This window comes from Pseudomonas sp. NPDC087626 (assembly GCF_044743405.1).
Lineage (GTDB): Bacteria > Pseudomonadota > Gammaproteobacteria > Pseudomonadales > Pseudomonadaceae > Aquipseudomonas.
Map to the genome: position 1 here is coordinate 1 of NZ_JBIUWJ010000046.1, position 21931 is coordinate 21931.

Consider the following 21931-nt stretch of genomic DNA (forward strand, 5'->3'; position numbering starts at 1 on the left):
GCCTAAGCGAGGCACCGAGTGGTGGGGTAAAAGCGTTTTGCTTACTTTTGCGCTGTTCAAAAGTGAGCCGCCGTCAGGCGGAACCATAGGAGGCCGTTACCGAAGAAATGGATATGTACTTTGCTGCGTGTCAGCTGTTGGAGCGCAACGCCGAGCCCAGTTCGACCTTGCTCTTGACCCCCAACTGCACGTAGCAATTGCGCAGGTAGGTGCGCACGGTGGCGGGGCTCAGGGCGAGGATCCTGGCGATTTCCTTGTACGAGTGACCCGCGGCAAACAGCATGGCCGCCGTGCGTTCGCGGGGGGCCAGGACCACCCCGCGCGGTGGCGCTTCGAGGGACAGGATCACATGCTCGGCATTCGGGCTCAGGGTCAGGGCGCAGCGGCCCAGGCGCATCACGCAGGGGACCTTGGCCAGTTGGGCGATGACCTGAGGCGGCAGGATCGAGCCGTTCCACCCCGGCACTTCGCGGCCAATCGCGGCGCATAACTGCGCGCCCACATACAGCAGGCTGCCGTCCATGCGCGCCACGCCAAAATCGCTGGCGCCATTACCGGTGTCGAGGCGGATCATGTCCTGCACCTGGAATCGCCACAGCTGCAACAAGTGATCACAGAAGGCCTGGAACAACCCGGCCTCGCACTCATTGAAAGTCGCGTCGTCGACGCCCCGGTACAGGCAGACAAAAAAGTACAGGCCGCTTTCAGGCAATTCGAAAGTGATGCTCATCAGGTGATAGAGATCATGCCGGCGGGCGAAGTCGTTCACTTCCTCGCTGGGGTCGGTGAACTCGCTGTCGCGCATCACCTGCCCCAGGCGGGTAAAGGTGTCATTGGCGAAGCAGTCCAGTTCCGCCACCTGGCTCCACTCCTCGACAAAGGACTCCGGCAGGTCGATACGCCCGTGCATCCAGCTTTGCGGCGGCGCGCTGGCATGGGAGGCCGACATCTCACCCCACCAACCCGAGGCAAACGGCACCAATTGGCGGAAGGCCTGCAAGCCTTCGGCAATGAAGTGCGAACCGCCCCGCTCCCGCGCAACCCGCGCCAGCTGGAGCAGGCAACCATTAAATGCCTCGAGCGTGGCCATCGACATCTGTGCAGCGCACAACTCACCCGCAACCATCACGACAACCCCGACTACTGAACAAGCCTGACGTACCTGAGCGCTGGACCATGCCACAGGCGACGCAACAGCGTCCAGCCGGCAAACCGGGTCATTGGCGCACTGAGTAAAAAGGCGTTGTGTTCCCTCGATAACGAATGTTATGTTCATAACACGGTCACAATAAATGACACACATATAACAATCCCGTACCTGGCGCGCCCCTATGTCCATGGAAAAGAACAGTTTTCTGCAGTTGCTGGAACACAAGTTCTCCAGCCTGACCCCGACCGGCAAGCGCATCGCCAGTTACCTGCTCGGCAACCCCGAGCAATTGCCCTTCGAGTCGGCCGACAGCATCGCCCAGCAGACCTCCACCACCGGGATTTCCGTGGGGCGGTTCTTGCGCTCCCTGGGCTACCAGAATATCGATGAGGTCAAACAGAGCCTGCGCGGCGAGGCGCCCACTTCCTGGCTGATCACCGACCGGATTGCCGCCTTCCGTGCCGAAACCAACGCCGACGACGCCCTGGAGCGCTCCCAACATCGCGAGATCGAAGCGATCCAGATGGTCTACGCCCTGGCGCGCAGCGAGACCTTTGCCCAGATCGTGCAGCGCATCTACGAAGCCGATGCGGTGTTCATTCTCGGGATCCAGTCCACACGCGGGATTCTCACGGCCTTCCACAGTCACCTGGAATACATTCGCCCCAAGGTCTACTACGTCGATGGCCTGTCGGGCATCTATGCCGAAACCCTGAACTCCGGCTTCGCCAACCCGTACGCCATCATTGCCGACTTTCGCGCGTACTCCAGCGTGACCCAGACCTTCTGCGACGCGGCGATCGACAACGACCTGCCGCTGGCGCTGATCACCGACCTGCAATGCCCCTGGGCCCGTGACTATCCCCTTGACCTGTTGCAGCTGAAAACCGATGTCGGGCAGTTCTGGGACTCCCCGGCGCCCCTGGCGTGCCTGTTGAACCTGGTGGTTTCGGCCGTCGCGGAGAAATACGGCGAGCGCCTCGATGAACGCCTGGCCAGGAACCGTCAATTGCAAAAAGCCTTCGGCCAGTTCGAAGGCTGATCCCCCCGCCCCACTGAATCCCAACTGGAGTGTTTGCGTGAGCCACAGCCCCCTTGTAGAAATTGACGCCCAGCGTTATCAGGTGCAAATCGATCTGATCTACGCCAGTGCCGACAACCTGGCTGGAAAAGTGATCTACCCGACGGCGCGCTGCCTGTTGCACGCCGCAGCCGCCGAGTGCCTGGACAAGGCCAGCCAACTGGCGCGCCTGGCCGGCTACACCCTGCGCATCTATGACGCCTACCGCCCGCCGTATGCCCAGTACCTGTTATGGGAAGCCTTGCCCAACAACGACTACGTGCGTGATCCCCACCTGGGCTCGCACCACAGCCGCGGCGTGGCCGTCGACCTGACCCTGGTGGACAGCGATGGCACACCGCTGGACATGGGCACGGCCTTCGACGCGATGGAAGAAAAGTCCCATCAGTTTTATCCCGACCTGCCAGCGAGCGTGCAGCGCAATCGCCTGCTGCTGCTGGGGATCATGCTCGGCGCCGGCTTCCAGGCCATCGCCACCGAGTGGTGGCATTTCGAACTGCCGAATGCCGACGACTACCCCCTGCTGGAGGAATGAACCGCCCCCGGCCAAGACGTACCGAAGAAACCGCAGAGTTTCTGCCGCGACCTACAACAACAAAACGCTCCACCCTGCTTCACCTGCTACTGCCCGGTTATAGATTTTATAAAAACAAACCTGACGTACTTCCATACATCGAATGATCAAGGAAACCGGCATGACCCTAATCACCACCGTGACCCGCAAACCTTTCCCCGGCGTCGGCAAACTGCTGCTGAGCGTCCTGTGCAGCGCGCTGAGCCTCGGCGCCTGGCAAGCCGCCAGCGCTGCCGTCGCCCAGGACACACTGGTCATCGGCAAACCCGCCGACCCGCAGACCCTCGACCCGGCCGTGACCTTCGACAACAACGACTGGACCATCACCTACCCGTCCTACCAGCGCCTGGTGGGCTACAAGATCGAGGGTGACAAGAGCAGCACCGAAGTCCAGGGCGACCTGGCTGAAAGCTGGACCGTTTCCCCGGACAACCTGGTCTGGGAATTCAAGATCAAGCCCGGCAACAAGTTCGATGACGGCGCCAGTGTGGACGCCGCCGCCGTGAAGTTTTCCTTCGACCGCCTGATGACCCTCAAGCAAGGGCCGTCCGGTGCGTTCCCGGAAGACATGGTGGTCGCCGTGATCGACCCACAGACTATTCGTTTCACGCTCAAGACGCCGTTCGCCCCGTTCCTGTTCACCCTGGCCCACAACGGCGCTTCGATCGTCAACCCGGCCGTGGCCAGCAAAGGCGCGGAAACCAACGCCTGGCTGTCCAGCCACACCGCAGGTTCCGGCCCGTACCGCCTGAGCAACTGGCAGAAAGGCCAGTCGCTGACCATGGAGCCCAACCCGCACTTTGCCGGGCCCAAACCTGCGCTGAAAACCGTGGTGCTGAAGATCATCGCCGAGCCGTCGGTGCGCCGCCTGCAACTGGAACGCGGTGACCTGGACATCATCGAGGACATGCCCGAAGACCAGTTGGGCGCTCTCGCCAGCAAGCCGGGCGTGGTGGTCAAGGAGTTCCCGTCGCTGCGGGTCACCTACCTGTACCTGAACAACAAGAAAGGCCCGCTGACCAGCGTCGACGCTCGCCGGGCGATTACCGAAGCAGTGGACTACAACGGCATCGTCAAGGGCATTCTCAAGGACAAGGCCAAGCTGCTGAACGGGCCGATCCCGGATGGCATGTGGGCCTACGACAGCTCCCTGCCCGAGATGAAGCAAGACATGGCAGCCGCCAAGGAGAGCCTGGCCAAGGCACCGCAGAAGATCACCAACCTGAGCTACATGTACTCGGACAAGGACGCCAACTGGGAGCCGATCGGCCTGACCCTGCAAGCGGCCCTGGCGCCGTTGGGCATCAACCTCAAGCTGGAAAAAACCGCCAACGCCACCCTGCGTGAACGCGTTGGCCAGGCCGACTACGACATCGCCGTGGGCACCTGGAGCCCGGACTTCGCCGACCCCTACATGTTCATGAACTTCTGGTTCGACTCCAAGATGCAGGGCCTGCAAGGCAACCGTTCGTTCTACAGCAACCCCCAGGTCGACACCCTGATCCGCGAGGCCGCCACCACCAGCGACACGGCCAAGCGCGTCGAGCTGTACCAGAACGCGCAAAAAATGGTGCTCAAGGACAGCGTCTACGCCTACCTCTATCAGAAGAGCTACACCCTGCCGATGCGTGATTCGGTCAAGGGCTACGTGTTCAACCCGATGCTGGAACAGGTGTTCAACCTTGGCAGCATGAGCAAGTAAACCCGCTCCCTCGCGCCAGCCAGCAATGGCTGGCGCGGCTGTTGAATTTTGTCGTTGCTGTGACTGAGGTGCCAAATGGCCTTCCTGACTCTGTTGCGCAAGCGCCTGTTCGGCCTGGTGTTGGTCGTGTTCGGCGTTTCGCTGATTACCTTTGCAATTTCCCACTTGATCCCCGGAGATCCCGCCCGGTTGATCGCCGGCGACCGGGCCAGCGATGCGCTGGTGGCGGGCATTCGTCACCAGTTGGGGCTGGACCTGCCGCTGTACCAACAATACGGCCGCTACCTGATGGACCTGTTGCACGGCGACCTCGGGACGTCGATCCGCACCAACCGTCCAGTGCTGGAAGACTTGCAGGCATTCTTCCCTGCCACGCTGGAGCTGGCCCTGGTGGCGCTGTTCCTGGCGATCCTGGTGGGCGTGCCCCTGGGCGTGCTGTCGGCGGTCTATCACAACCGGGCGATCGACCAGATCGCGCGGACCCTGGCGGTCACTGGCATTTCCACACCGGCCTTCTGGCTGGGCCTGGGGGCCATAGTGCTGTTCTACGGCCACCTGGGCTGGTTGCCCGGCGGCGGCCGCTTGTCCGAAGGCGTGGCACCGCCGCCGACCTTCACCGGGTTCTACCTGATCGACGCCCTGCTGGCCGGTGACGGCGGGCTGTTTCTCGACGCCCTGGAACACCTGATCCTGCCGGCCGCGACCCTGGGCTTCGTGACCCTGGGCGTGGTCGCCCGGCAGATCCGCTCGGCGATGCTCGACCAACTCGGCGAAGACTACATTCGCACAGCCCGGGCTTATGGCCTGTCACGCTGGACAGTGATCCTGCGCCATGCGCTGCCCAATGCGCTGATCCCTTCGGTGACGGTGCTGGGGCTGACCCTGGGCGACTTGCTGTATGGCGCGGTGCTGACCGAAACCGTGTTCGCCTGGCCCGGCATGGGCGCCTATGTGGTCAAGTCGATCCAGTCCCTGGACTTCCCGGCAGTGATGGGCTTCGCGATCCTGGTGTCGTTTATCTATGTACTGCTGAACATGGCCATCGATCTTCTGTACCGCGTGATCGATCCACGCATTGGCGAGGTGAATTGAAATGTCCCTGACCCTGACGGCCGCGCGTGGTCCGCGCTGGCGCGAAAAACTCGCCTACCTGGCCTACCAGATCCGCCGCAGCCCGCTGACCATGGCCGGCCTGGCAATCACCCTGATGGTCCTGCTGTGCATGATCTTTGCGCCCTGGCTGGCCAGCCATGATCCCAACGCACTGAACCTCGCCGAGCGCCTGGCACCGCCGTCGGCCGAGCACTGGTTCGGTACCGACGAAGTCGGCCGCGACCTGTTCAGCCGAGTCCTGTACGGCAGCCAGCAATCAGTGGGCGTCGGCCTGTTCGTGGCCTTTGCCTCGTGCTTGATTGGCGGCTTGCTGGGCTGTTTTTCCGGAGTGATCGGCGGGCGCTTCGATGCCCTGACCATGCGCCTGATGGACATCATGCTGTCGGTGCCGTCGCTGGTGCTGATCATGGCCCTGGCCGCCGCGCTGGGCGCCAGCCTGTTCAATGCCATGTTGGCAATTACCCTGGTACGGATTCCGTCCTATGTGCGCCTGGCCCGCGGCCAGGCCCTGAGCATCCGCCAGATGGGCTACGTCAAGGCTGCCGAAACCTTCGGCGCCGGGCGTTGGCACATGGTGCACTGGCACGTCGCACGCAATGCCATGCCCCCTTTGCTGGTGCAATTGAGCCTGGATATCGGCAGCGCGATCCTCATGGCATCGGCCCTGGGCTTCATCGGCCTGGGCGCACAACAACCCACCGCCGAATGGGGCGCCATGGTCGCCACCGGGCGCAACTACATCCTGGACAACTGGTGGTACTCGACCTTCCCGGGGCTGGCGATCCTGATCACCGCCACCGGTTTCAATTTGCTGGGCGATGGCGTGCGCGATCTGCTCGACCCACGGCAACAGGGGAAATGACCATGCACACTGCTACGCCTGTATTGGCCATCAAAAACCTGAGCCTGGAATTCCCGGCCTACAAGAACAACGTCAAGGCGTTGAACGGCGTCTCGCTGCACGTCAATCCGGGGGAAATAGTCGGCGTGGTCGGCGAGTCCGGCTCGGGCAAGTCGGTGACCGCGATGCTCAGCATGCGCCTGCTGCCCGAGCGCAGTTATCGCGTGACCGGTGGCAGCCTGCACATGCTCAACCGCGACATGCTCGCCGCCCCGGAAAAAGACTTGCTGCAGATTCGCGGTCGCGATGCGGCGATGATTTTCCAGGAGCCGATGACCGCGCTCAACCCGACCCGGCGCATCGGCCGGCAGATGCTCGACGTGATCATCCACCACCAGAAGATCAGTGCCGCCGAGGCGCGCACCAAGGCCATTGCCTTGCTGCGCGACATGCACATCGCCAGCCCTGAACAAGTGCTGGAAAGCTATCCCTTCGAGCTGTCCGGCGGCATGCGCCAACGGGTGATGATCGCCCTGGCGTTTTCCTGCGAACCACAATTGCTGATCGCCGACGAGCCGACCACCGCCCTCGACGTCACGGTGCAACGCCAGGTGCTGTTGCTGCTACGCGAGAAGGCCCGGCAAAAAGGCACGGCGATCTTGCTGATCACCCACGACATGGCGCTGGTCTCGCAGTTCTGCGACCGGGTCTACGTGATGTACACCGGCGCCGTGGTCGAGCAAGGCAGCACCGCCGAAGTCATGGGCAACCCCCAACACCCTTACACCCAGGGGTTGCTCAGCGGCCTGCCGGAAATGGTCGAGCCGGGTCAGCCGCTGATGACCATTCCCGGGCAAGTGCCCAACCTGGCCTCCCTGCCCGTGGGCTGCACTTTCGAAGAACGCTGCCCGCACAGCATGCCAGTGTGTGGCAAGCGTCCGGTCCTGACCCCCATCCAGGGTAATGAGCAACGCCAAAGCGCGTGCTGGTTGCCGCTCAAGGAGTTTGCGTGATGAACAGTGCGCTGATTCACCCCGTTAGCGAATCCGCTGCCGAGATCCTGCGGCTCACGGACGTGCGTGTGCGCTTCCCGGTGAGCAACGACTGGCTGGGGCGACCACGGGGTTACGCCCACGCCCTCAACGGCATTGACCTGCAGGTGCGGGCCGGGGAAACCCTGGGTATCGTCGGCGAGTCCGGCTGCGGCAAAAGCACTTTGGCCCAGTTGCTGATGGGCCTGCTCGCGCCCAGCAGCGGTGAGCTGAACTGGGCCGCTGGCAGCAAGGGACCGGGCAGCAGCAACGTGCAGATCGTGTTCCAGGATCCGCAATCGTCCCTTGATCCGCGCCTGCCGATCTGGAGGATCATCACCGAACCGCTGTACGCCCGCGGCCACCGCAACCGCAGCGAAATGCGCGAGATCGCGGCCAAGGTTGCGGCGCAGGTGGGGATCCGCCCGGAGTACCTGGACCGGTTTGCCCACCAGTTTTCCGGTGGCCAGCGGCAACGGATCGCCATCGCCAGGGCCCTGTCCTCGGACCCGGACATCATCGTCCTCGACGAGCCGACCTCGGCCCTGGATATCTCGGTGCAGGCGCAGATCCTCAACCTGCTGGCCGAATTGCAACGGGCCCGCAACCTGACGTACATATTAATTTCGCACAACGTCTCGGTGGTGCGACACATGGCCGACCGTGTGGCGGTGATGTACCTGGGACAGATTGTCGAACTGGGCAGCGCCGCCCAGGTCCTCGAAGAACCGCGCCATCCCTACACCCGCCTGCTGTTCGAAGCAGTACCGCGCCTGGGGGTTGCCCTGCATGCCGAACAGGTCGCCGCGCCAACCGAGCTCCCCGGTAACCGGCAACTGCCCACAGGCTGTTTTTTCCGTGAGCGCTGCAGCTTCAGCACCCACGGTTGTGAACAACCACAGGTGATGCGTGGGGATGAGCAGCAGCGAGTCAGGTGTCACGTCCAGCTGTGATCGGGCTGGGCCAGCCGGGGAGCCACTCCCCGGCTGCTACGGCTGGGTTGCGGGTCAGCTAAGGCTCATCGTCCTTCTTGCCCGACAACGGCGAGCGGTACTCGTGGCGCTCCTCGGCGTCGGGCGCCTCCATGTTGCTGCCCGGCATGAACACGTTAGTCAGCAGTTCCCGGGCATCGACTTCCATGACCCCGGGCACGCCCCGGGCCAGTTCAATGGCCTGTTCACACTGGCGATGGGTCAGCACCCTGCCGCTCAAGGCCACTGTGCCGGCATGAGTCTTGACGTGGACATTCAGGCTCAACGTCTTATCGGCGAAGGCCAGGGCGGATTTCACCCGGGTGGTGGTCCACGTGTCGTGAACGGCCATGCCCAGGTCGTGGGACAAATGCTGCAAGGAATGATTTTTCATGGCAGAACCCTCTGTTGTGAGCCGTCGTATGGCCAGCGGGTTCGCCGGGCAATACGCGCCACAACACAGGTTAATTATAGTGCCTGGCGCGCGGTGCCGATTGGCCACGCAAGAAGGCCGCCAGGAAGGCGGCCCATGGGATCTGCCGGGGTGGATATTACTGCGCCATGGCGTCTTTTTTCATGGCGTCCTTGGACATCGAGCCCTTGCTCATGCCGTCTTTGCTCATCGCATCCTTGGACATCGAGTCCTTGCTCATGGCGTCTTTGCTCATCGCATCCTTGGACATCGAGTCCTTGCTCATGGCGTCTTTGCTCATCGCATCTTTGGACATCGAGTCCTTGCTCATGGCGTCTTTGCTCATCGCATCTTTGGACATGGTGTCAGCGGCATACACGCTGGCGGCGCCTAGTGCCAGGCACATGGACAGGACTGCAGTGGTGATCTTGTTCATGGTGTAACTCCTTGAAGCTCAGGTTGCGAATCGACGCAGCGAGTGCCGCGCCGTAGAAATTCTCGGCGCCCGTCAGCTACCACCGAACCAGTTGTAGCCCTGGTCTTCCCAGTAGCCACCGCTGTAGGTATTGCTGACGAATATCGCCTGGATGTGTTTGGGGTTCTTGTAGCCCAGCTTGGTCGGCATGCGCAGCTTCATCGGAAAGCCATAGCGGCGCGGCAGTACTTCGCCGTCATAGGTCAGGGCCAGCAAGGTTTGCGTATGCAGGGCGGTGGCCATGTCGATACTGGTGTAGTAGTCGTCGGCGCATTTGAAGCCGACATACTTGGCGTCGGTGTCGGCACCGATCCGCTTGAGGAAATCGCTGAAGCGCACCCCGCCCCAACGGCCAATTGCACTCCAGCCTTCCACGCAGATATGCCGGGTGATCTGCTCGGACTGCGCCATGGCGCGCAATTCATCGAGGCGCCAACTGCGCCGGTCCGCCACCAGGCCGGTGACTTCCAGGCGATACTCGGCTTCTTCGACCACCGGCACCTGGTCGATGCCGTAGAAGGCATTGAAGGGGAACGGCCGGGTAATCATCGATTGCGGATAAGTCGGCGCCAGTGCGTTGGGGTCGAACAGCCAGCCCTGCACCCGATCATTGAACCGCGACATCGCTGACAGCGCGGTTTCGACACTGTCGTTGTCGGTCAGGCTGCAACCGGACAACATCGCCACACCCCCCAGGGTCAGGCCCCTGAGCAGGAACGAGCGACGCGAGCGGTCCTCGACTTGCAGCTGTGGCGCGAGGATTTTCCTGGCATCGGTCAGAATGGAGGACTCATCCAGTTGTGGACCTTGCGTGTGCTTGTTCATGTGCGCTCCTTGCGGCCGACGATCATCGCCCAGAGTGTTTTAGGCACCACGGCGACCATCAGCAGATGGACCGCAACGAATCCCACCATCAGCGCCATCGCCACGAAATGCACATGCCGGGCGGCTTCGTAGCCCCCCAGCAGCTCGCGCAACGTGGCGAACTGCACCGACTTCCAGAGCACCAGGCCGGAGACCACCAGCACCGCGATGTCGAGCATCACGAACAGGTAGGCCAGCCGTTGCACCTGGTTGTAGCGGCTTAGGTCGGCATGCCCCAGGCGACCCCTCAACGCGGCCCACAGGTCCTGTGCCACGCCCTTGGCCGACAAGGGAAAAAACTGCCGTGACAGGCGACCACTGGCAAGGTTGATCAGCAGGTAGGCAATGCCGTTGAACAACAGCAGCCACATCGCCGCAAAATGCCACTGCAAGGCGCCGCCCAGCCAGCCACCGAGGGTGATCGCCAGGGGGAAACTGAAGTCATACAGAGGGGAGGCGTTATAGATGCGCCAGCCGCTGGTCACCATGATCAGCACGGCCAGGGCATTGAGCCAATGGGTCAGCCGCAGCCAGCGCGGATGGCTGGCATACGGATGCTCGACAGGAGCGCGGAGAGGGGTGGGCAGCACTGACATGATCAGTTCCTGACGTTGGATTTGTCAGGGAGTATGCCGACCAATAGATCGCTAAATCCTCACGGAAAGTTCAACTTAATGTGATAACTGCAAAGCGGGTTCCCGAGGTTTCGCCTACTGGACGAAGACCCCGGGATGGGCCCCAGCCTCAGGTGTGATGAATATCCCGGTCCTTGGTTTCCGGCATGAAGAAGATGCCCAGGATGGCCGTCATCATCGCGATGACGATGGGGTACCAGAGCCCGTAGTAGATATCCCCCGTGGCCGCCACCATGGCGAACGCGACCGTCGGCAGGAATCCTCCGAACCAGCCATTGCCGATGTGGTACGGCAGCGACATCGAGGTGTAGCGGATGCGCGCCGGGAACAACTCCACCAGCCAGGCGGCGATGGGCCCGTAGACCATGGTCACATAGATCACCAGGATGGTCAGGAGCAGCAGCACCATTGGGTAGTTGGTCTTCGCCGGGTCGGCCTTCTCGGGATATCCGGCGTCCTTGAGGCCGCTGCCGAGGGAGGCGACGAACGCATCGTTGCGCGTCTTGAAGTCGGTGGCCGGCATGCCGGTGCCCTCGAAACTGGGGATCACCTGGTCACCGATACGCACCTGGGCCACGGTGCCAGGTTCGGCCTTCTCGTTCTTGTAGGGGATCGCCCGCTTCGCCAGCACGGTCTTGGCCAAGTCGCAGGAGCTGGTGAATTTGGCCTTGCCCACCGGGTCGAACTGGAACGAACACTGCGCGGGATCGGCGACCACCGTGACCGGGTTTTTCTCCTGGGCGATGAATACGTCGGGGTTACCGTACTGGGTCAGCGCATGGAAGATCGGGAAGTAGGTCAGCGCCGCCAGGATGCAGCCGGCCATGATGATGCCCTTGCGGCCGATGCGATCGGAGAGACTGCCGAAGATCACAAAAAACGGCGTGCCGATCAGCAGGGAACCGGCAATCAGCAGGTTGGCGGTCTGCGGGTCGATCTTCAGCGTCTGCAACAGGAAGAACAACGCATAGAACTGCCCGGTGTACCAGACCACAGCCTGGCCAGCGGTGCCGCCGAGCAACGCCATGATCACAATCTTGAGGTTATCCCAGCGGGCAAAAGACTCGGTCAGCGGCGCCTTGGAAGCTTTGCCTTCGGCTTTCATCTTGAGGAACACCGGCGACTCGCTGAGCTGCAGGCGGATATACACCGAGATGACCAACAGCAGGATCGACAGCAGGAACGGAATCCGCCAGCCCCAGGCCTCGAATGCCTCGGTGCCCAGGATGGTGCGACAGGCGAGGATCACCAGCAGCGAGAGGAACAGCCCGAGGGTCGCGGTGGTCTGGATCCAGGAAGTGAAAAAACCGCGCTTGCCCTTGGGTGCATGCTCGGCGACGTAGGTCGCCGCCCCCCCGTATTCACCGCCCAGGGCCAGGCCTTGCAAGAGCCGCAGGGTAATCAGGATGATCGGCGCCGCCACGCCGATGGTTGCGTAGCCCGGCAGGAATCCCACCACGGCGGTGGAGACCCCCATGATCACGATGGTTATGAGGAAGGTGTGCTTGCGCCCGATCATGTCGCCCAGGCGACCAAACACAATGGCGCCGAAAGGCCGGACCGCGAAGCCCGCGGCGAAGGCCAGTAGCGCGAAGATGAACGAGGTGGTCTCGTTGACCCCGGCAAAGAAGTGCTTGGCGATGATCGCGGCGAGGGAACCGTACAGATAGAAGTCGTACCACTCGAATACCGTCCCCAGGGACGAGGCGAAAATGACCTTGCGCTCCTCCTTGGTGATTCCGTGATGAGGCGCGCTGCCCGTGGAGGTGCTGTCGATTGCCGGCATGGGTGTTTAGGCCGGAGTGCCTCTCTGTCCATGCCGCTTGGCGGGGATCCAGGCTGATGGCCTCCCTGAAGCATAATCGGCTTGCGCCAGATATCCACTCGCCTGCATTCACAAGCCTCCTGAGTGCCTATCACCCTGCTCTATCGTCGATGACTTTCAATTGGCCCTGGCGCAGGGTGAAGTTTCACCCGGAGGGATTCGACATGCTCAACACACTCAAACAGATCAACTCAAGTTCGGCTTTCAACCGCTGGGCCGGCCTGCAAGTCACCCGTGCCGACAGCGGCGAGGTGGAACTAAGCATGGCCTTTCGCGAGGCCGACATGGCGCAATATGCCGGCTTCCTGCACGCCGGGATGATCGCCGCCCTGCTCGATACCGTCTGCGGTTTTGCCGCCGGGACGGTGGCCGGTAACGTGCTGGCCTCGCACTTCTCGGTGAACTGTCTGGCACCGGCGGTGGGTGAGGTATTCATCGCCAAGGGCAAGGTGATCAAGGCCGGCAAAAAACAGGTGTTCGCCCGCGCCGAACTGTTTGCCCAAAACGGCGAACAGTTGAAACTGGTCGCCACCGGGGATGCGATCCTGGTGCCGGTTGAAGCGGGCTGAGGACTGGCCGGACCGCTGCACAGTCTTTGACAGTTTCCCGACAAAGCTGTCAAAGATTGCCTGAGTTCGCGCGCCTAGCATGGCGGCATCCTAATTTCCCCTGGGTGCCCCATGTCTTCCCTGAACAACCGCAAGTGCCTGTGCCTCGTCTTCACCTCCTTCGGCCTGCTGATCGGCGCCGAGCCGTTGCCTGCCGATGACTGGCACGCCAGTGTGCACACCGGCATCGCCAACCTGCCCCGCTACAGCGGCAGCGACGAGCGGGTCAGTGCACCACTGCTGGGTGTGCAGATCACCAGCCCTCATGGGTTCTTCCTGGACAGCGACAAGGGTTTGGGCTGGGCCTTTGACGAGGACGACTTTGGCCTGAGCCTGTATGTCGGCGCCAGTGATGCGCGCAAGGACCGCAAATCGCAGTTCCACGGCAGCGACGCGCTCAATGGCATGGGTTCGATCCAATCGCGCCCGGTGTTCGGCCTTGAGGCCACCTACCCCTTGGGCGAAGCCATCCTTGGCGCGACCTTCGAACACGCGCTGGAAAAGGACGACGAGCATGACACCGGCTCGGCCTACAACCACCTGAAGTTGAGCATCAGCGCCCCGCTGTACAAGGGTGCCTACGGCGAGTTGCTGGGCAGTCTCAACAGTCAGTTCGGTGACGGCAACTATGTGCGCACCTGGTATGGGGTCAGCACCAAACAGGCTTCGCGCAGCCAATTGCGCGCACACGACACCCACGCTGGGCTGGTCAGTCGCGGCGCGGACCTCAGTTGGTCCCTGCCGATCGATGAGCAATGGAGCGTGTCCACGGTGCTGGCGCTGCAGTACCTCAACGGCGATGCCGCCGACAGCCCACTGGTCGAGCGACGGTGGCAGACGGCTGTGGCTGGGCAGGTGGTGTACACCTTTTGAGGGGCACAGTCATTGTGGCAGATGGCTTGCTCGCGATGAGCTGGAGAGCGCTGCGGGTATCCTGAATGTACGTGTAATCGTTGACGACCATCGCGAGCAAGCTCGCTCCCACAGGGTTTGTAGTCGCTCACAGTTTTGTGTTCATCGTGGCAGCTGGCTTGCCAGTGAAGAATCGCAACCGGCGATACACCTGTGGGAGCGAGCCTGCTCGCGATGAGCTGGAGAACGCCGCGGGCATCCTGAATGCACGTGTAATCGTTGACGACCATCGCGAGCAAGCTGTCGCTCACAGTTTTGTGTTGTGAACACCGTCATTGTGGGGTTTGCTGGTTAATCCAGGTGCGCCCAGGTCATGCGAAACGACGCCCCGCCCCACGGCGAGTCCGTCACGTGCACGTGCCCGCCATGGGATTGCGACACTCGCCGCACCAGTGCCAGCCCCAGGCCGAAGCCTCCTGTGCGGCGGTCGCGGCTGGCGTCCAGGCGCGAGAACGGTTCGAAGATCTTCTCCCGCCCTTCCACCGGCACGCCGGGGCCATCGTCATTGACCCGCACTTCATAGTGATCGCCGTTACGCACCAACGACACTTCCACCCGCTGCTCGGCATACCGAATGGCGTTGCGCAGCAGGTTGATCACCGCCCGGGCCATGAAGCGCGGCTCCAGGCGCACCTGCGCTAGCTGGCACTCGACGATCAGCAACTGCACCCCGGCCGCTTCGGCCTCCAGCGCTACACTGCCGACCACGCTGTCGAGCCAGTTGTTGGCCTGGATGTTTTCCCGGCTGATGACCGTCGCGCCGCGCTCCAGGCTGGCGTAGGTCAGCAGCTCGGAGACCATCTCCTCCAGCTCGCCGAGGTCGGCATACATGTCGGCGATCAGCGCCTTGTTGGCACTCGGATCAGCCTGCTGCCTGAGCTGGTCCAGCTCGAACGACAGTCGCGCAATCGGCGTGCGCAGTTCATGGGACACCGCGTTGGTCAGCTCGCGCTGGTTGGCGATCAGGCCTTCGATGCGCGCCGCCATCTGGTTGAAGTGTTCGGCCAGGTCACGAATGTTCGAGCGCTTGGACAACTGGATCCGCGCCGTCAGGTCATTGTCGCCAAAGCGCTCGGCGGCCAGACGCAGTTTTTCCAGGTCACGCCAGTGCGGGCGGACCCAGAAGAACAGCACGATGCCCAGCAACACCCCGAGCATGCTGTAGGCCAGAAGCATGTAGATAGTCGTGTGGCTGGGCTCCTCCGGCAGCTTGATGCTCAGCAGTTGCTCGCCGTCGTCGATGCGCGAGATGAACTGGGTGTATGTGTCGCGGACCACCATCAGGTTATCCGCCAGCTCAGCCCGCTCGGTGTCGCTCAGCGCCAACTCGGCCGGCTCGACCAACTGCAGGCGCAGGCCGTAATGGGGTCGCAGTTTTTCCAGTTGCGCCTGGCGGCCCGGCCCATCCAGCTCACGCAGTTGCTCCACCAGAGAATAGGCAGGCCCGCGCACCGCCTCGCGGTTATAGGTTTTCAGGTCACCGTCGAGGACCGCGGTAAAGGTCCGGTCCACCACCTCGATGGCCGCCACCAGACCAATCGCCAGCACCAGGAACAGGCCAAAGAACAGACGCAGCATCTAGAGCTCCCAGGCAAACGGATTGAACAGGTAGCCCTTGCCCCACACGGTCTTGATGCACACCGGCTCGCGCGGGTTGTCCTTGAGTTTGGCCCGCAGCTTGCTGATGTACACGTCGACGCTGCGGTTGAGGCCGTCGAAGGCGATGCCACGCATGCGGTTGAGGATGTCGTCCCGGGACAGGGTCTTGCCGGCCGCGCTCGCCAGCAACCACAGCAACTCGAACTCCATGGTGGTCAGTTCGATCAGCTCGCCGGCCAGGCGCACTTCGCGGCAACTGCGATCGATCAGCAGCCCGCCGAACTCCAGCGAACCGCGCACCGTGCTTTCCGGGACCTGGCGGCGTTGCAGGGCACGCAGGCGGGCCAGTAGCACCGGTGGTTTGATCGGTTTGATCACATAGTCGTCGGCACCAGACTCCAGGCCGAGGATGTGGTCGAGGTCATCCTCCTTGGCAGTGAGGATGACGATGGGGGTATCGGACAGGCTGCGGATCTCGCGACACAGGTGCAGCCCGCTCTGGCCCGGCAGCATCAGGTCGAGTACGACCATCTTCGGCTTGAACTCGATGAACGCGGCCAGGGCCAGGTCGCCGCGATACACCTGCCGCACTTCGAAGCCGTGCTGGGACAGGAAGTAGGCGATCAGCCCGGAGAGCTTTTCGTCGTCTTCCACCAGCAATACTTTGCCAAAACCCAGGTTATCCATAACGACCGTCGACCACGCCTTGAGTGAAGGGGCCGCATTATGGCGCCAATCGGCGGCGGGACGCAGACGACAGACGGCAAAAACCGCCCTTGGCGGACGGTTTTCAGTGATCTTTCATACTCTTAAGAGTTTTTAACAATTGCCCCGGGTTCTTTGACAATTACCCGGCGGGTGTCAGGCGGCGGCCGGTACACCACTGTGGAAGCGAAATTCGACGTCCGGCGACTCGATCAACTCCTGCTCGGCAGCGCGGACCCGCTCGATTACCTGGGCGATATCCTTGGCGTCGCCGTACTGATAGGCCAGCTTCAGGTATCCCTGGAAGTGCCGGGCTTCGCTTTTCAGCAGGCCGAAGTAGAACTTGCCCAGTTCCTCGTCCAGGTGCGGCACCAGTGCCTCGAAGCGCTCGCAACTGCGCGCTTCGATAAAGGCCCCGACCACCAGGGTGTCCACCAGTTTGACCGGCTCGTGGCTGCGCACCACCTTGCGCAGGCCCGAGGCGTAACGCCCGGCGGACAGCTGGCGCAGCGCGATCTTGCGCTTCTTCATCAGGCGCATGACCTGCTCGTGGTGCACCAGTTCTTCACGGGCCAGGCGCGACATCAGGTTGATCAGGTCAACATGGGAGTGGTACTTGGCAATCAGGCTCAACGCTGTGCTGGCGGCCTTGAACTCGCAGTTCTTGTGGTCGATCAGCAGGGTTTCCTGATCGGCCAGCGCCGCCTGAACCCAACCGTCCGGCGTCCGGCAACCAAGGAACTGATGAATCTCGGGAAGGATCATTGGCTCACTTCCGACAGTTCAACAGGACCATGGGGCAGGACGGCGAGGATTTCAGGGATCGATGACATGGGGCTCACGGGCAAAAGGTTCAAAGCGAGGCGCGATTATACCGGGCTGCCGGCAGACCACCAGTCGCTGCACTTGATATGCATCAAGGCCCTGGATCACCACCAGCATCTATAGTTGTTCAACACGCTTATTTTTTGTCATCGGAGATCCTGACCATGCAAGACATCCGCAGCATTCTGGTGGTGATTGAGCCCTCCCCCGAAGAAAGCCTGGCGCTCAAGCGCGCCAAGTTGATCGCCGGGGTCACCCAGGCGCACCTGCATTTGCTGATTTGCGATAAAAAGCATGATCACTCGGCACTGTTGAGCGTGCTCAAGGCCAGCCTGGTGGGCGAAGGCCATAGCGTTACCACCGAGCAGGCCTGGAACGAAACCGTGCACGACACCATTGTCGATGTGCAGCAGGCCGAAGGCTGCGGGTTGGTGGTCAAGCAGCACTTTGCCGACAATCCGCTGAAAAAATTCCTCCTGACCCCGGACGACTGGAAACTGCTGCGCCAGTGCCCGAGCCCGGTGCTACTGGTGAAAACCGCCAAACCCTGGACCGGCGGGACTATCCTTGCGGCCATCGACGTGGGGAACAACGACCCCGAACATCGGGTATTGCACGCCACTATCGTCGATCATGGGTTCGACATCGCTCACCTGGCCAAGGCCCAACTGCATGTGATCACCGCGCATCCGTCGCCGATGCTGTCGGCCGCCGACCCGGTGTTCCAGCTCAAGGAAACCATCGAGGCGCGCTATCGCGAAGACTGCAAGGCGTTCCAGGCCGAGTTCGACATCGATGACGAGCACCTGCATGTCGAGGAAGGCCCGGCCGATGTATTGATTCCGCACATGGCCCACAAGCTGCAGGCGGCGGTAACGGTGATCGGCAGCGTGGCGCGCAGCGGATTCTCGGGGGCGTTGATCGGCAATACCGCGGAAGTGGTGCTCGACTCGCTGGAAAGCGACGTGCTGGTGCTCAAGCCGCAGGAGATCATGGATCACCTGGAGGAATTGGCGTCTAGCGAGACCTGATGAGGCGCTTTCGCTGGTGAGCCAACCCCACCTTGGGCGTCGGCTTGCCGGCGAGGTTTTTTAACCTAGCCGCCAAATACATCCTTGAGAAAACCCGGGGCGATGTACCGCTGGTAATGCGCCTCGGACAAAAGGAAAAATTCCCGATCAATGGCATCACGCAGCTCCGGCAGGTTCCACTCGCGAAACTCCGGCAGCAGCACCATCCCATAGGCCTCCAGGTTGTTGATCACCCGCGCCCCACGGGCAATCAACTGATAGGCCCAGCAATATTCCGACTGGTGGGGCACAAAGCGGATTTTTCGTGATTCCAGCTGCTCTCGCAGGCGCTTGGCATCGAAAATTTCCAGCTTGCCGGCCATCACCTGCACCAGCAATTGCTCAAGACGCAGCCACACGGCGCGTTTTTCTTCCTCGTTGTAACCGTTCCAATGGATCACTTCATGGTGGAAACGCTTGCAACCACGGCACACCAGATCCCCGTAAACAGTGGAGCAGAGGCCGATGCAGGGGGTCTTGATAGTCTGATTGGGCATAGGTAGGCAGGACGCGAGAAAGCAGGACAGGCCGGCATGTTAGCCCTTTGTCTAACATTCATCACCCCTCAAAGTTCAGGGTCGAACTTACCTTTAATTTTTTTTTGCCGTAGAATCAGCCAGCCTTTTTAGGCGCCAATGTCCGTTAGAAGCTGTTTTCAAAGCGTCACGAGCACAGTCGTTCCTTCAGAGCGGTGTTGGCGAAGGGTTTTTCAGCGGTGAAAAACCTTGCGCCAACCCTCATCAGCTCCCGTTCTGCAGGCGTAAAACTTTGAAAGCAGCTTCTGTAAGGAATTGTCGGTAATTCTGGCTAAGCGGCCCACAACGCCACGCAGCGCATGAGTACGGCAATTTCGGGATGAGCGTCCCGGACACCCATTTGGGACCACTGATGAGGGTAATAACTGTGCTTGAAGCCTACCGCAAACATATCGAAGAGCGCGCAGCACTGGGTATCGTTCCCCAGCCGCTTAACGCCGAACAAACTGCAGGCCTGGTCGAGCTGCTGAAGAACCCCCCGGCTGGCGAAGAAGCCGTTCTGCTGGACCTGATCACCAATCGCGTTCCACCTGGCGTGGACGAAGCAGCCTATGTCAAGGCTGGTTTCCTGTCCGCCCTGGCCAAGGGCGAAGCCACTTCCCCTCTGATCGACAAAAAACGCGCTGTAGAACTGCTCGGCACCATGCAGGGCGGCTACAACATCGTGACCCTGGTTGACCTGCTCGACGACGCCGAACTGGCCCCGGTCGCTGCCGCCCAACTCAAGCACACCCTGCTGATGTTCGATGCGTTCCACGACGTCGCGGAAAAAGCCAAGAACGGCAACGCACACGCCCAAGGCGTCCTGCAATCCTGGGCTGACGGCGAGTGGTTCAAGAACCGCCCGACCCTGGCCGACAAGATCAGCCTGCGCGTATTCAAGGTCACCGGCGAAACCAACACCGACGACCTGTCCCCTGCTCCTGATGCCTGGTCCCGTCCAGACATCCCGTTGCACGCCCTGGCCATGCTGAAAATGGCCCGTGAAGGCATCGAGCCTGACCAGCAAGGCGTCACCGGCCCGATGAAGCAGATCGAAGAAATGCGCAACGCCGGCTTCCCGATCGCCTACGTCGGCGACGTGGTCGGTACCGGTTCGTCGCGTAAATCGGCTACCAACTCGGTGCTGTGGTTCTTCGGCGACGACGTTCCCTACGTGCCGAACAAGCGCGCTGGCGGTTTCTGCTTCGGCAGCAAGATCGCTCCGATCTTCTACAACACCATGGAAGATGCTGGCGCACTGCCAATCGAATTCGACGTCACCAACATGCACATGGGCGACGTGATCGACCTGTACCCGCATGCTGGCAAAGTCTGCAAGCACGGCACCGACGAAGTCCTGACCACCTTCGAAATGAAGACGCCAGTACTGTTGGACGAAGTTCGCGCTGGCGGCCGTATTCCGCTGATCATCGGCCGCGGCCTGACCGAAAAAGCACGTGCCGAACTGGGCCTGCCACCTTCGGACCTGTTCAAAAAGCCGGAAGCACCTGCCGAAAGCACCAAGGGCTTCACCCTGGCGCAGAAGATGGTCGGCAAGGCGTGCGGCGTGACTGGCGTTCGTCCAGGCACCTACTGCGAACCGAAGATGACCACCGTGGGTTCCCAGGACACCACCGGTCCAATGACCCGTGACGAACTGAAAGACCTGGCGTGCCTGGGCTTCTCGACCGATCTGGTGATGCAGTCCTTCTGCCACACCGCGGCCTATCCAAAGCCGATCGACGTGACCACCCACCACACCCTGCCTGACTTCATCATGACCCGTGGCGGCGTATCCCTGCGTCCGGGCGACGGCATCATCCACTCGTGGCTGAACCGCATGCTGCTGCCGGACACCGTCGGCACCGGTGGTGACTCCCACACCCGTTTCCCGATGGGCATTTCGTTCCCGGCCGGTTCCGGCCTGGTAGCGTTCGCCGCAGCCACTGGCGTGATGCCACTGGACATGCCGGAATCGATCCTGGTGCGCTTCAAAGGCGAAATGCAACCGGGCGTCACCCTGCGTGACCTGGTTCACGCCATTCCTTACTACGCGATCCAGGCTGGCCTGCTGACCGTAGAGAAGAAAGGCAAGAAGAACGCCTTCTCCGGCCGCATCCTGGAAATCGAAGGCCTGGACAACCTGAGCATCGAACAGGCTTTCGAGCTGTCCGACGCCTCGGCCGAACGTTCGGCTGCCGGTTGCACCATCAAGCTGTCGAAAGAGTCGATCACCGAGTACCTGAGCTCCAACGTCACCCTGCTGCGCTGGATGATCGGCGAAGGCTACGGCGACGCGCGCACCCTGGAACGTCGCGCCCAAGCGATGGAAGCCTGGATTGCCAACCCTGAGCTGATGGTTGCCGATGCTGACGCCGAATACGCGGAAATCATCGAAATCGACCTGAACGAGATCAAGGAGCCAGTTCTCTGCGCGCCGAACGATCCGGACGACGCCCGTCTGCTGTCCAGCGTTGCTGGCGAGAAGATCGACGAAGTGTTCATCGGTTCGTGCATGACCAACATTGGTCACTTCCGCGCTGCCGGTAAGCTGCTGGAGCAGGTCAAGGGTCAGCTGCCAACCCGTCTGTGGCTGTCGCCGCCGACCAAGATGGACGCTCACCAGCTGACCGAAGAAGGCTACTACGGCATCTACGGCAAAGCTGGTGCGCGCATGGAAATGCCGGGCTGCTCGCTGTGCATGGGTAACCAGGCACGTGTAGAGCCGAACTCGACCGTGGTGTCGACTTCGACCCGTAACTTCCCGAACCGTCTGGGTGATGGTGCGAACGTCTACCTGGCTTCGGCCGAGCTGGCGTCCGTGGCTTCGATCCTGGGTCGCCTGCCGACCGTCGAGGAGTACATGGAATACGCTGGCAAGATCGACAGCATGGCGGCCGATGTCTACCGCTACCTGTCTTTCGACCAGATCGCCGAGTTCCGTGAAGCCGCTGCGAACGCCAACATCCCGGTTGTTCAAGCCTAAGGCTTCGTTGTTGTAGAAGACGCCGCGTGTCGTG

At 61.7% G+C, this 21931-nt stretch carries 21 protein-coding genes; 11 read left to right on the top strand and 10 right to left on the bottom strand.

The window, feature by feature from the left end; translation table 11 throughout:
* Positions 1 to 130: 130 nt before the first annotated feature.
* On the bottom strand, positions 131 to 1126 hold the full coding sequence (locus ACIOVD_RS25925; RefSeq protein WP_256585542.1) for a helix-turn-helix transcriptional regulator: 996 nt from the start codon (positions 1124 to 1126) through the stop codon (positions 131 to 133).
* Between the two features lie 205 nt (positions 1127 to 1331).
* Here ACIOVD_RS25925 and ACIOVD_RS25930 point away from each other — a divergent pair, with 205 nt between their 5' ends.
* From ACIOVD_RS25930 to ACIOVD_RS25960, 7 genes are all read left to right on the top strand, one after another.
* Positions 1332 to 2192: a MurR/RpiR family transcriptional regulator gene (locus tag ACIOVD_RS25930; protein ID WP_095171395.1), complete on the top strand. Its 861-nt coding sequence runs from the start codon at positions 1332 to 1334 to the stop codon at positions 2190 to 2192.
* A 37-nt stretch (positions 2193 to 2229) separates the two neighbouring features.
* Positions 2230 to 2766: a D-alanyl-D-alanine dipeptidase gene (gene ddpX / locus ACIOVD_RS25935; protein ID WP_095171397.1), complete on the top strand. Its 537-nt coding sequence runs from the start codon at positions 2230 to 2232 to the stop codon at positions 2764 to 2766.
* Positions 2767 to 2926: 160 nt separating this feature from the next.
* The gene (locus ACIOVD_RS25940) at positions 2927 to 4507 is read left to right on the top strand and encodes an ABC transporter substrate-binding protein (RefSeq protein ID WP_095171398.1); all 1581 of its coding nucleotides are present in this window, start codon (positions 2927 to 2929) and stop codon (positions 4505 to 4507) included.
* 75 nt (positions 4508 to 4582) lie between these two features.
* Complete coding sequence (locus ACIOVD_RS25945; RefSeq protein ID WP_095171400.1) at positions 4583 to 5599, top strand: ABC transporter permease; 1017 nt, start codon at positions 4583 to 4585, stop codon at positions 5597 to 5599.
* Position 5600: 1 nt separating this feature from the next.
* Positions 5601 to 6482 (top strand): D,D-dipeptide ABC transporter permease, encoded by an 882-nt coding sequence (gene ddpC / locus ACIOVD_RS25950; RefSeq protein ID WP_159996747.1) that lies wholly within the window; start codon positions 5601 to 5603, stop codon positions 6480 to 6482.
* Positions 6483 to 6484: 2 nt separating this feature from the next.
* Positions 6485 to 7474 (top strand): ABC transporter ATP-binding protein, encoded by a 990-nt coding sequence (locus tag ACIOVD_RS25955; protein ID WP_401130993.1) that lies wholly within the window; start codon positions 6485 to 6487, stop codon positions 7472 to 7474.
* Positions 7474 to 8445: an oligopeptide/dipeptide ABC transporter ATP-binding protein gene (locus ACIOVD_RS25960; protein WP_095171404.1), complete on the top strand. Its 972-nt coding sequence runs from the start codon at positions 7474 to 7476 to the stop codon at positions 8443 to 8445. The genes ACIOVD_RS25955 and ACIOVD_RS25960 overlap by 1 nt, the downstream gene beginning before the upstream one ends.
* 58 nt (positions 8446 to 8503) lie before the next feature.
* Here ACIOVD_RS25960 and ACIOVD_RS25965 read toward each other — a convergent pair whose 3' ends face one another.
* From ACIOVD_RS25965 to ACIOVD_RS25985, 5 genes are all read right to left on the bottom strand, one after another.
* Entirely contained in the window at positions 8504 to 8857 is a 354-nt protein-coding gene (locus tag ACIOVD_RS25965) for a BON domain-containing protein (protein WP_095171405.1), read from the bottom strand.
* A gap of 157 nt (positions 8858 to 9014) precedes the next feature.
* Positions 9015 to 9311: a pentapeptide MXKDX repeat protein gene (locus ACIOVD_RS25970; protein ID WP_095171407.1), complete on the bottom strand. Its 297-nt coding sequence runs from the start codon at positions 9309 to 9311 to the stop codon at positions 9015 to 9017.
* Between the two features lie 72 nt (positions 9312 to 9383).
* A complete protein-coding gene (locus ACIOVD_RS25975; RefSeq protein ID WP_401130996.1) occupies positions 9384 to 10175 on the bottom strand; it encodes a molybdopterin-dependent oxidoreductase in 792 nt (263 codons plus the stop codon).
* A complete protein-coding gene (locus ACIOVD_RS25980; RefSeq protein WP_159996757.1) occupies positions 10172 to 10810 on the bottom strand; it encodes a cytochrome b/b6 domain-containing protein in 639 nt (212 codons plus the stop codon). The genes ACIOVD_RS25975 and ACIOVD_RS25980 overlap by 4 nt, the downstream gene beginning before the upstream one ends.
* A gap of 148 nt (positions 10811 to 10958) precedes the next feature.
* Entirely contained in the window at positions 10959 to 12635 is a 1677-nt protein-coding gene (locus tag ACIOVD_RS25985) for an MFS transporter (protein ID WP_401130998.1), read from the bottom strand.
* A 203-nt stretch (positions 12636 to 12838) separates the two neighbouring features.
* Here ACIOVD_RS25985 and ACIOVD_RS25990 point away from each other — a divergent pair, with 203 nt between their 5' ends.
* Entirely contained in the window at positions 12839 to 13243 is a 405-nt protein-coding gene (locus ACIOVD_RS25990) for a PaaI family thioesterase (protein WP_095171413.1), read from the top strand.
* 111 nt (positions 13244 to 13354) lie between these two features.
* On the top strand, positions 13355 to 14155 hold the full coding sequence (locus ACIOVD_RS25995; protein ID WP_401131000.1) for a MipA/OmpV family protein: 801 nt from the start codon (positions 13355 to 13357) through the stop codon (positions 14153 to 14155).
* Positions 14156 to 14485: 330 nt separating this feature from the next.
* Here ACIOVD_RS25995 and ACIOVD_RS26000 read toward each other — a convergent pair whose 3' ends face one another.
* From ACIOVD_RS26000 to ACIOVD_RS26010, 3 genes are all read right to left on the bottom strand, one after another.
* Positions 14486 to 15772 (bottom strand): ATP-binding protein, encoded by a 1287-nt coding sequence (locus ACIOVD_RS26000; RefSeq protein ID WP_095171417.1) that lies wholly within the window; start codon positions 15770 to 15772, stop codon positions 14486 to 14488.
* Positions 15773 to 16480 (bottom strand): winged helix-turn-helix domain-containing protein, encoded by a 708-nt coding sequence (locus ACIOVD_RS26005; protein ID WP_095171419.1) that lies wholly within the window; start codon positions 16478 to 16480, stop codon positions 15773 to 15775. It lies immediately after the preceding gene.
* A gap of 174 nt (positions 16481 to 16654) precedes the next feature.
* Positions 16655 to 17263 carry a tRNA-(ms[2]io[6]A)-hydroxylase gene (locus ACIOVD_RS26010; protein ID WP_095171421.1) on the bottom strand — a complete coding sequence of 203 codons (609 nt, stop codon included), beginning with the start codon at positions 17261 to 17263 and terminating at the stop codon, positions 16655 to 16657.
* 224 nt (positions 17264 to 17487) lie between these two features.
* On the opposite strand from ACIOVD_RS26010, the gene ACIOVD_RS26015 reads away from it, so the two are divergent.
* The gene (locus tag ACIOVD_RS26015; RefSeq protein WP_095171423.1) at positions 17488 to 18354 is read left to right on the top strand and encodes a universal stress protein; all 867 of its coding nucleotides are present in this window, start codon (positions 17488 to 17490) and stop codon (positions 18352 to 18354) included.
* 65 nt (positions 18355 to 18419) lie between these two features.
* Here ACIOVD_RS26015 and ACIOVD_RS26020 read toward each other — a convergent pair whose 3' ends face one another.
* Positions 18420 to 18890 carry a DUF1289 domain-containing protein gene (locus ACIOVD_RS26020; protein WP_159996767.1) on the bottom strand — a complete coding sequence of 157 codons (471 nt, stop codon included), beginning with the start codon at positions 18888 to 18890 and terminating at the stop codon, positions 18420 to 18422.
* A 406-nt stretch (positions 18891 to 19296) separates the two neighbouring features.
* Between ACIOVD_RS26020 and acnB the strand changes: the two genes are divergently transcribed.
* Entirely contained in the window at positions 19297 to 21897 is a 2601-nt protein-coding gene (gene acnB / locus ACIOVD_RS26025) for a bifunctional aconitate hydratase 2/2-methylisocitrate dehydratase (RefSeq protein WP_159998868.1), read from the top strand.
* The last annotated feature ends 34 nt before the right edge of the window (positions 21898 to 21931 follow it).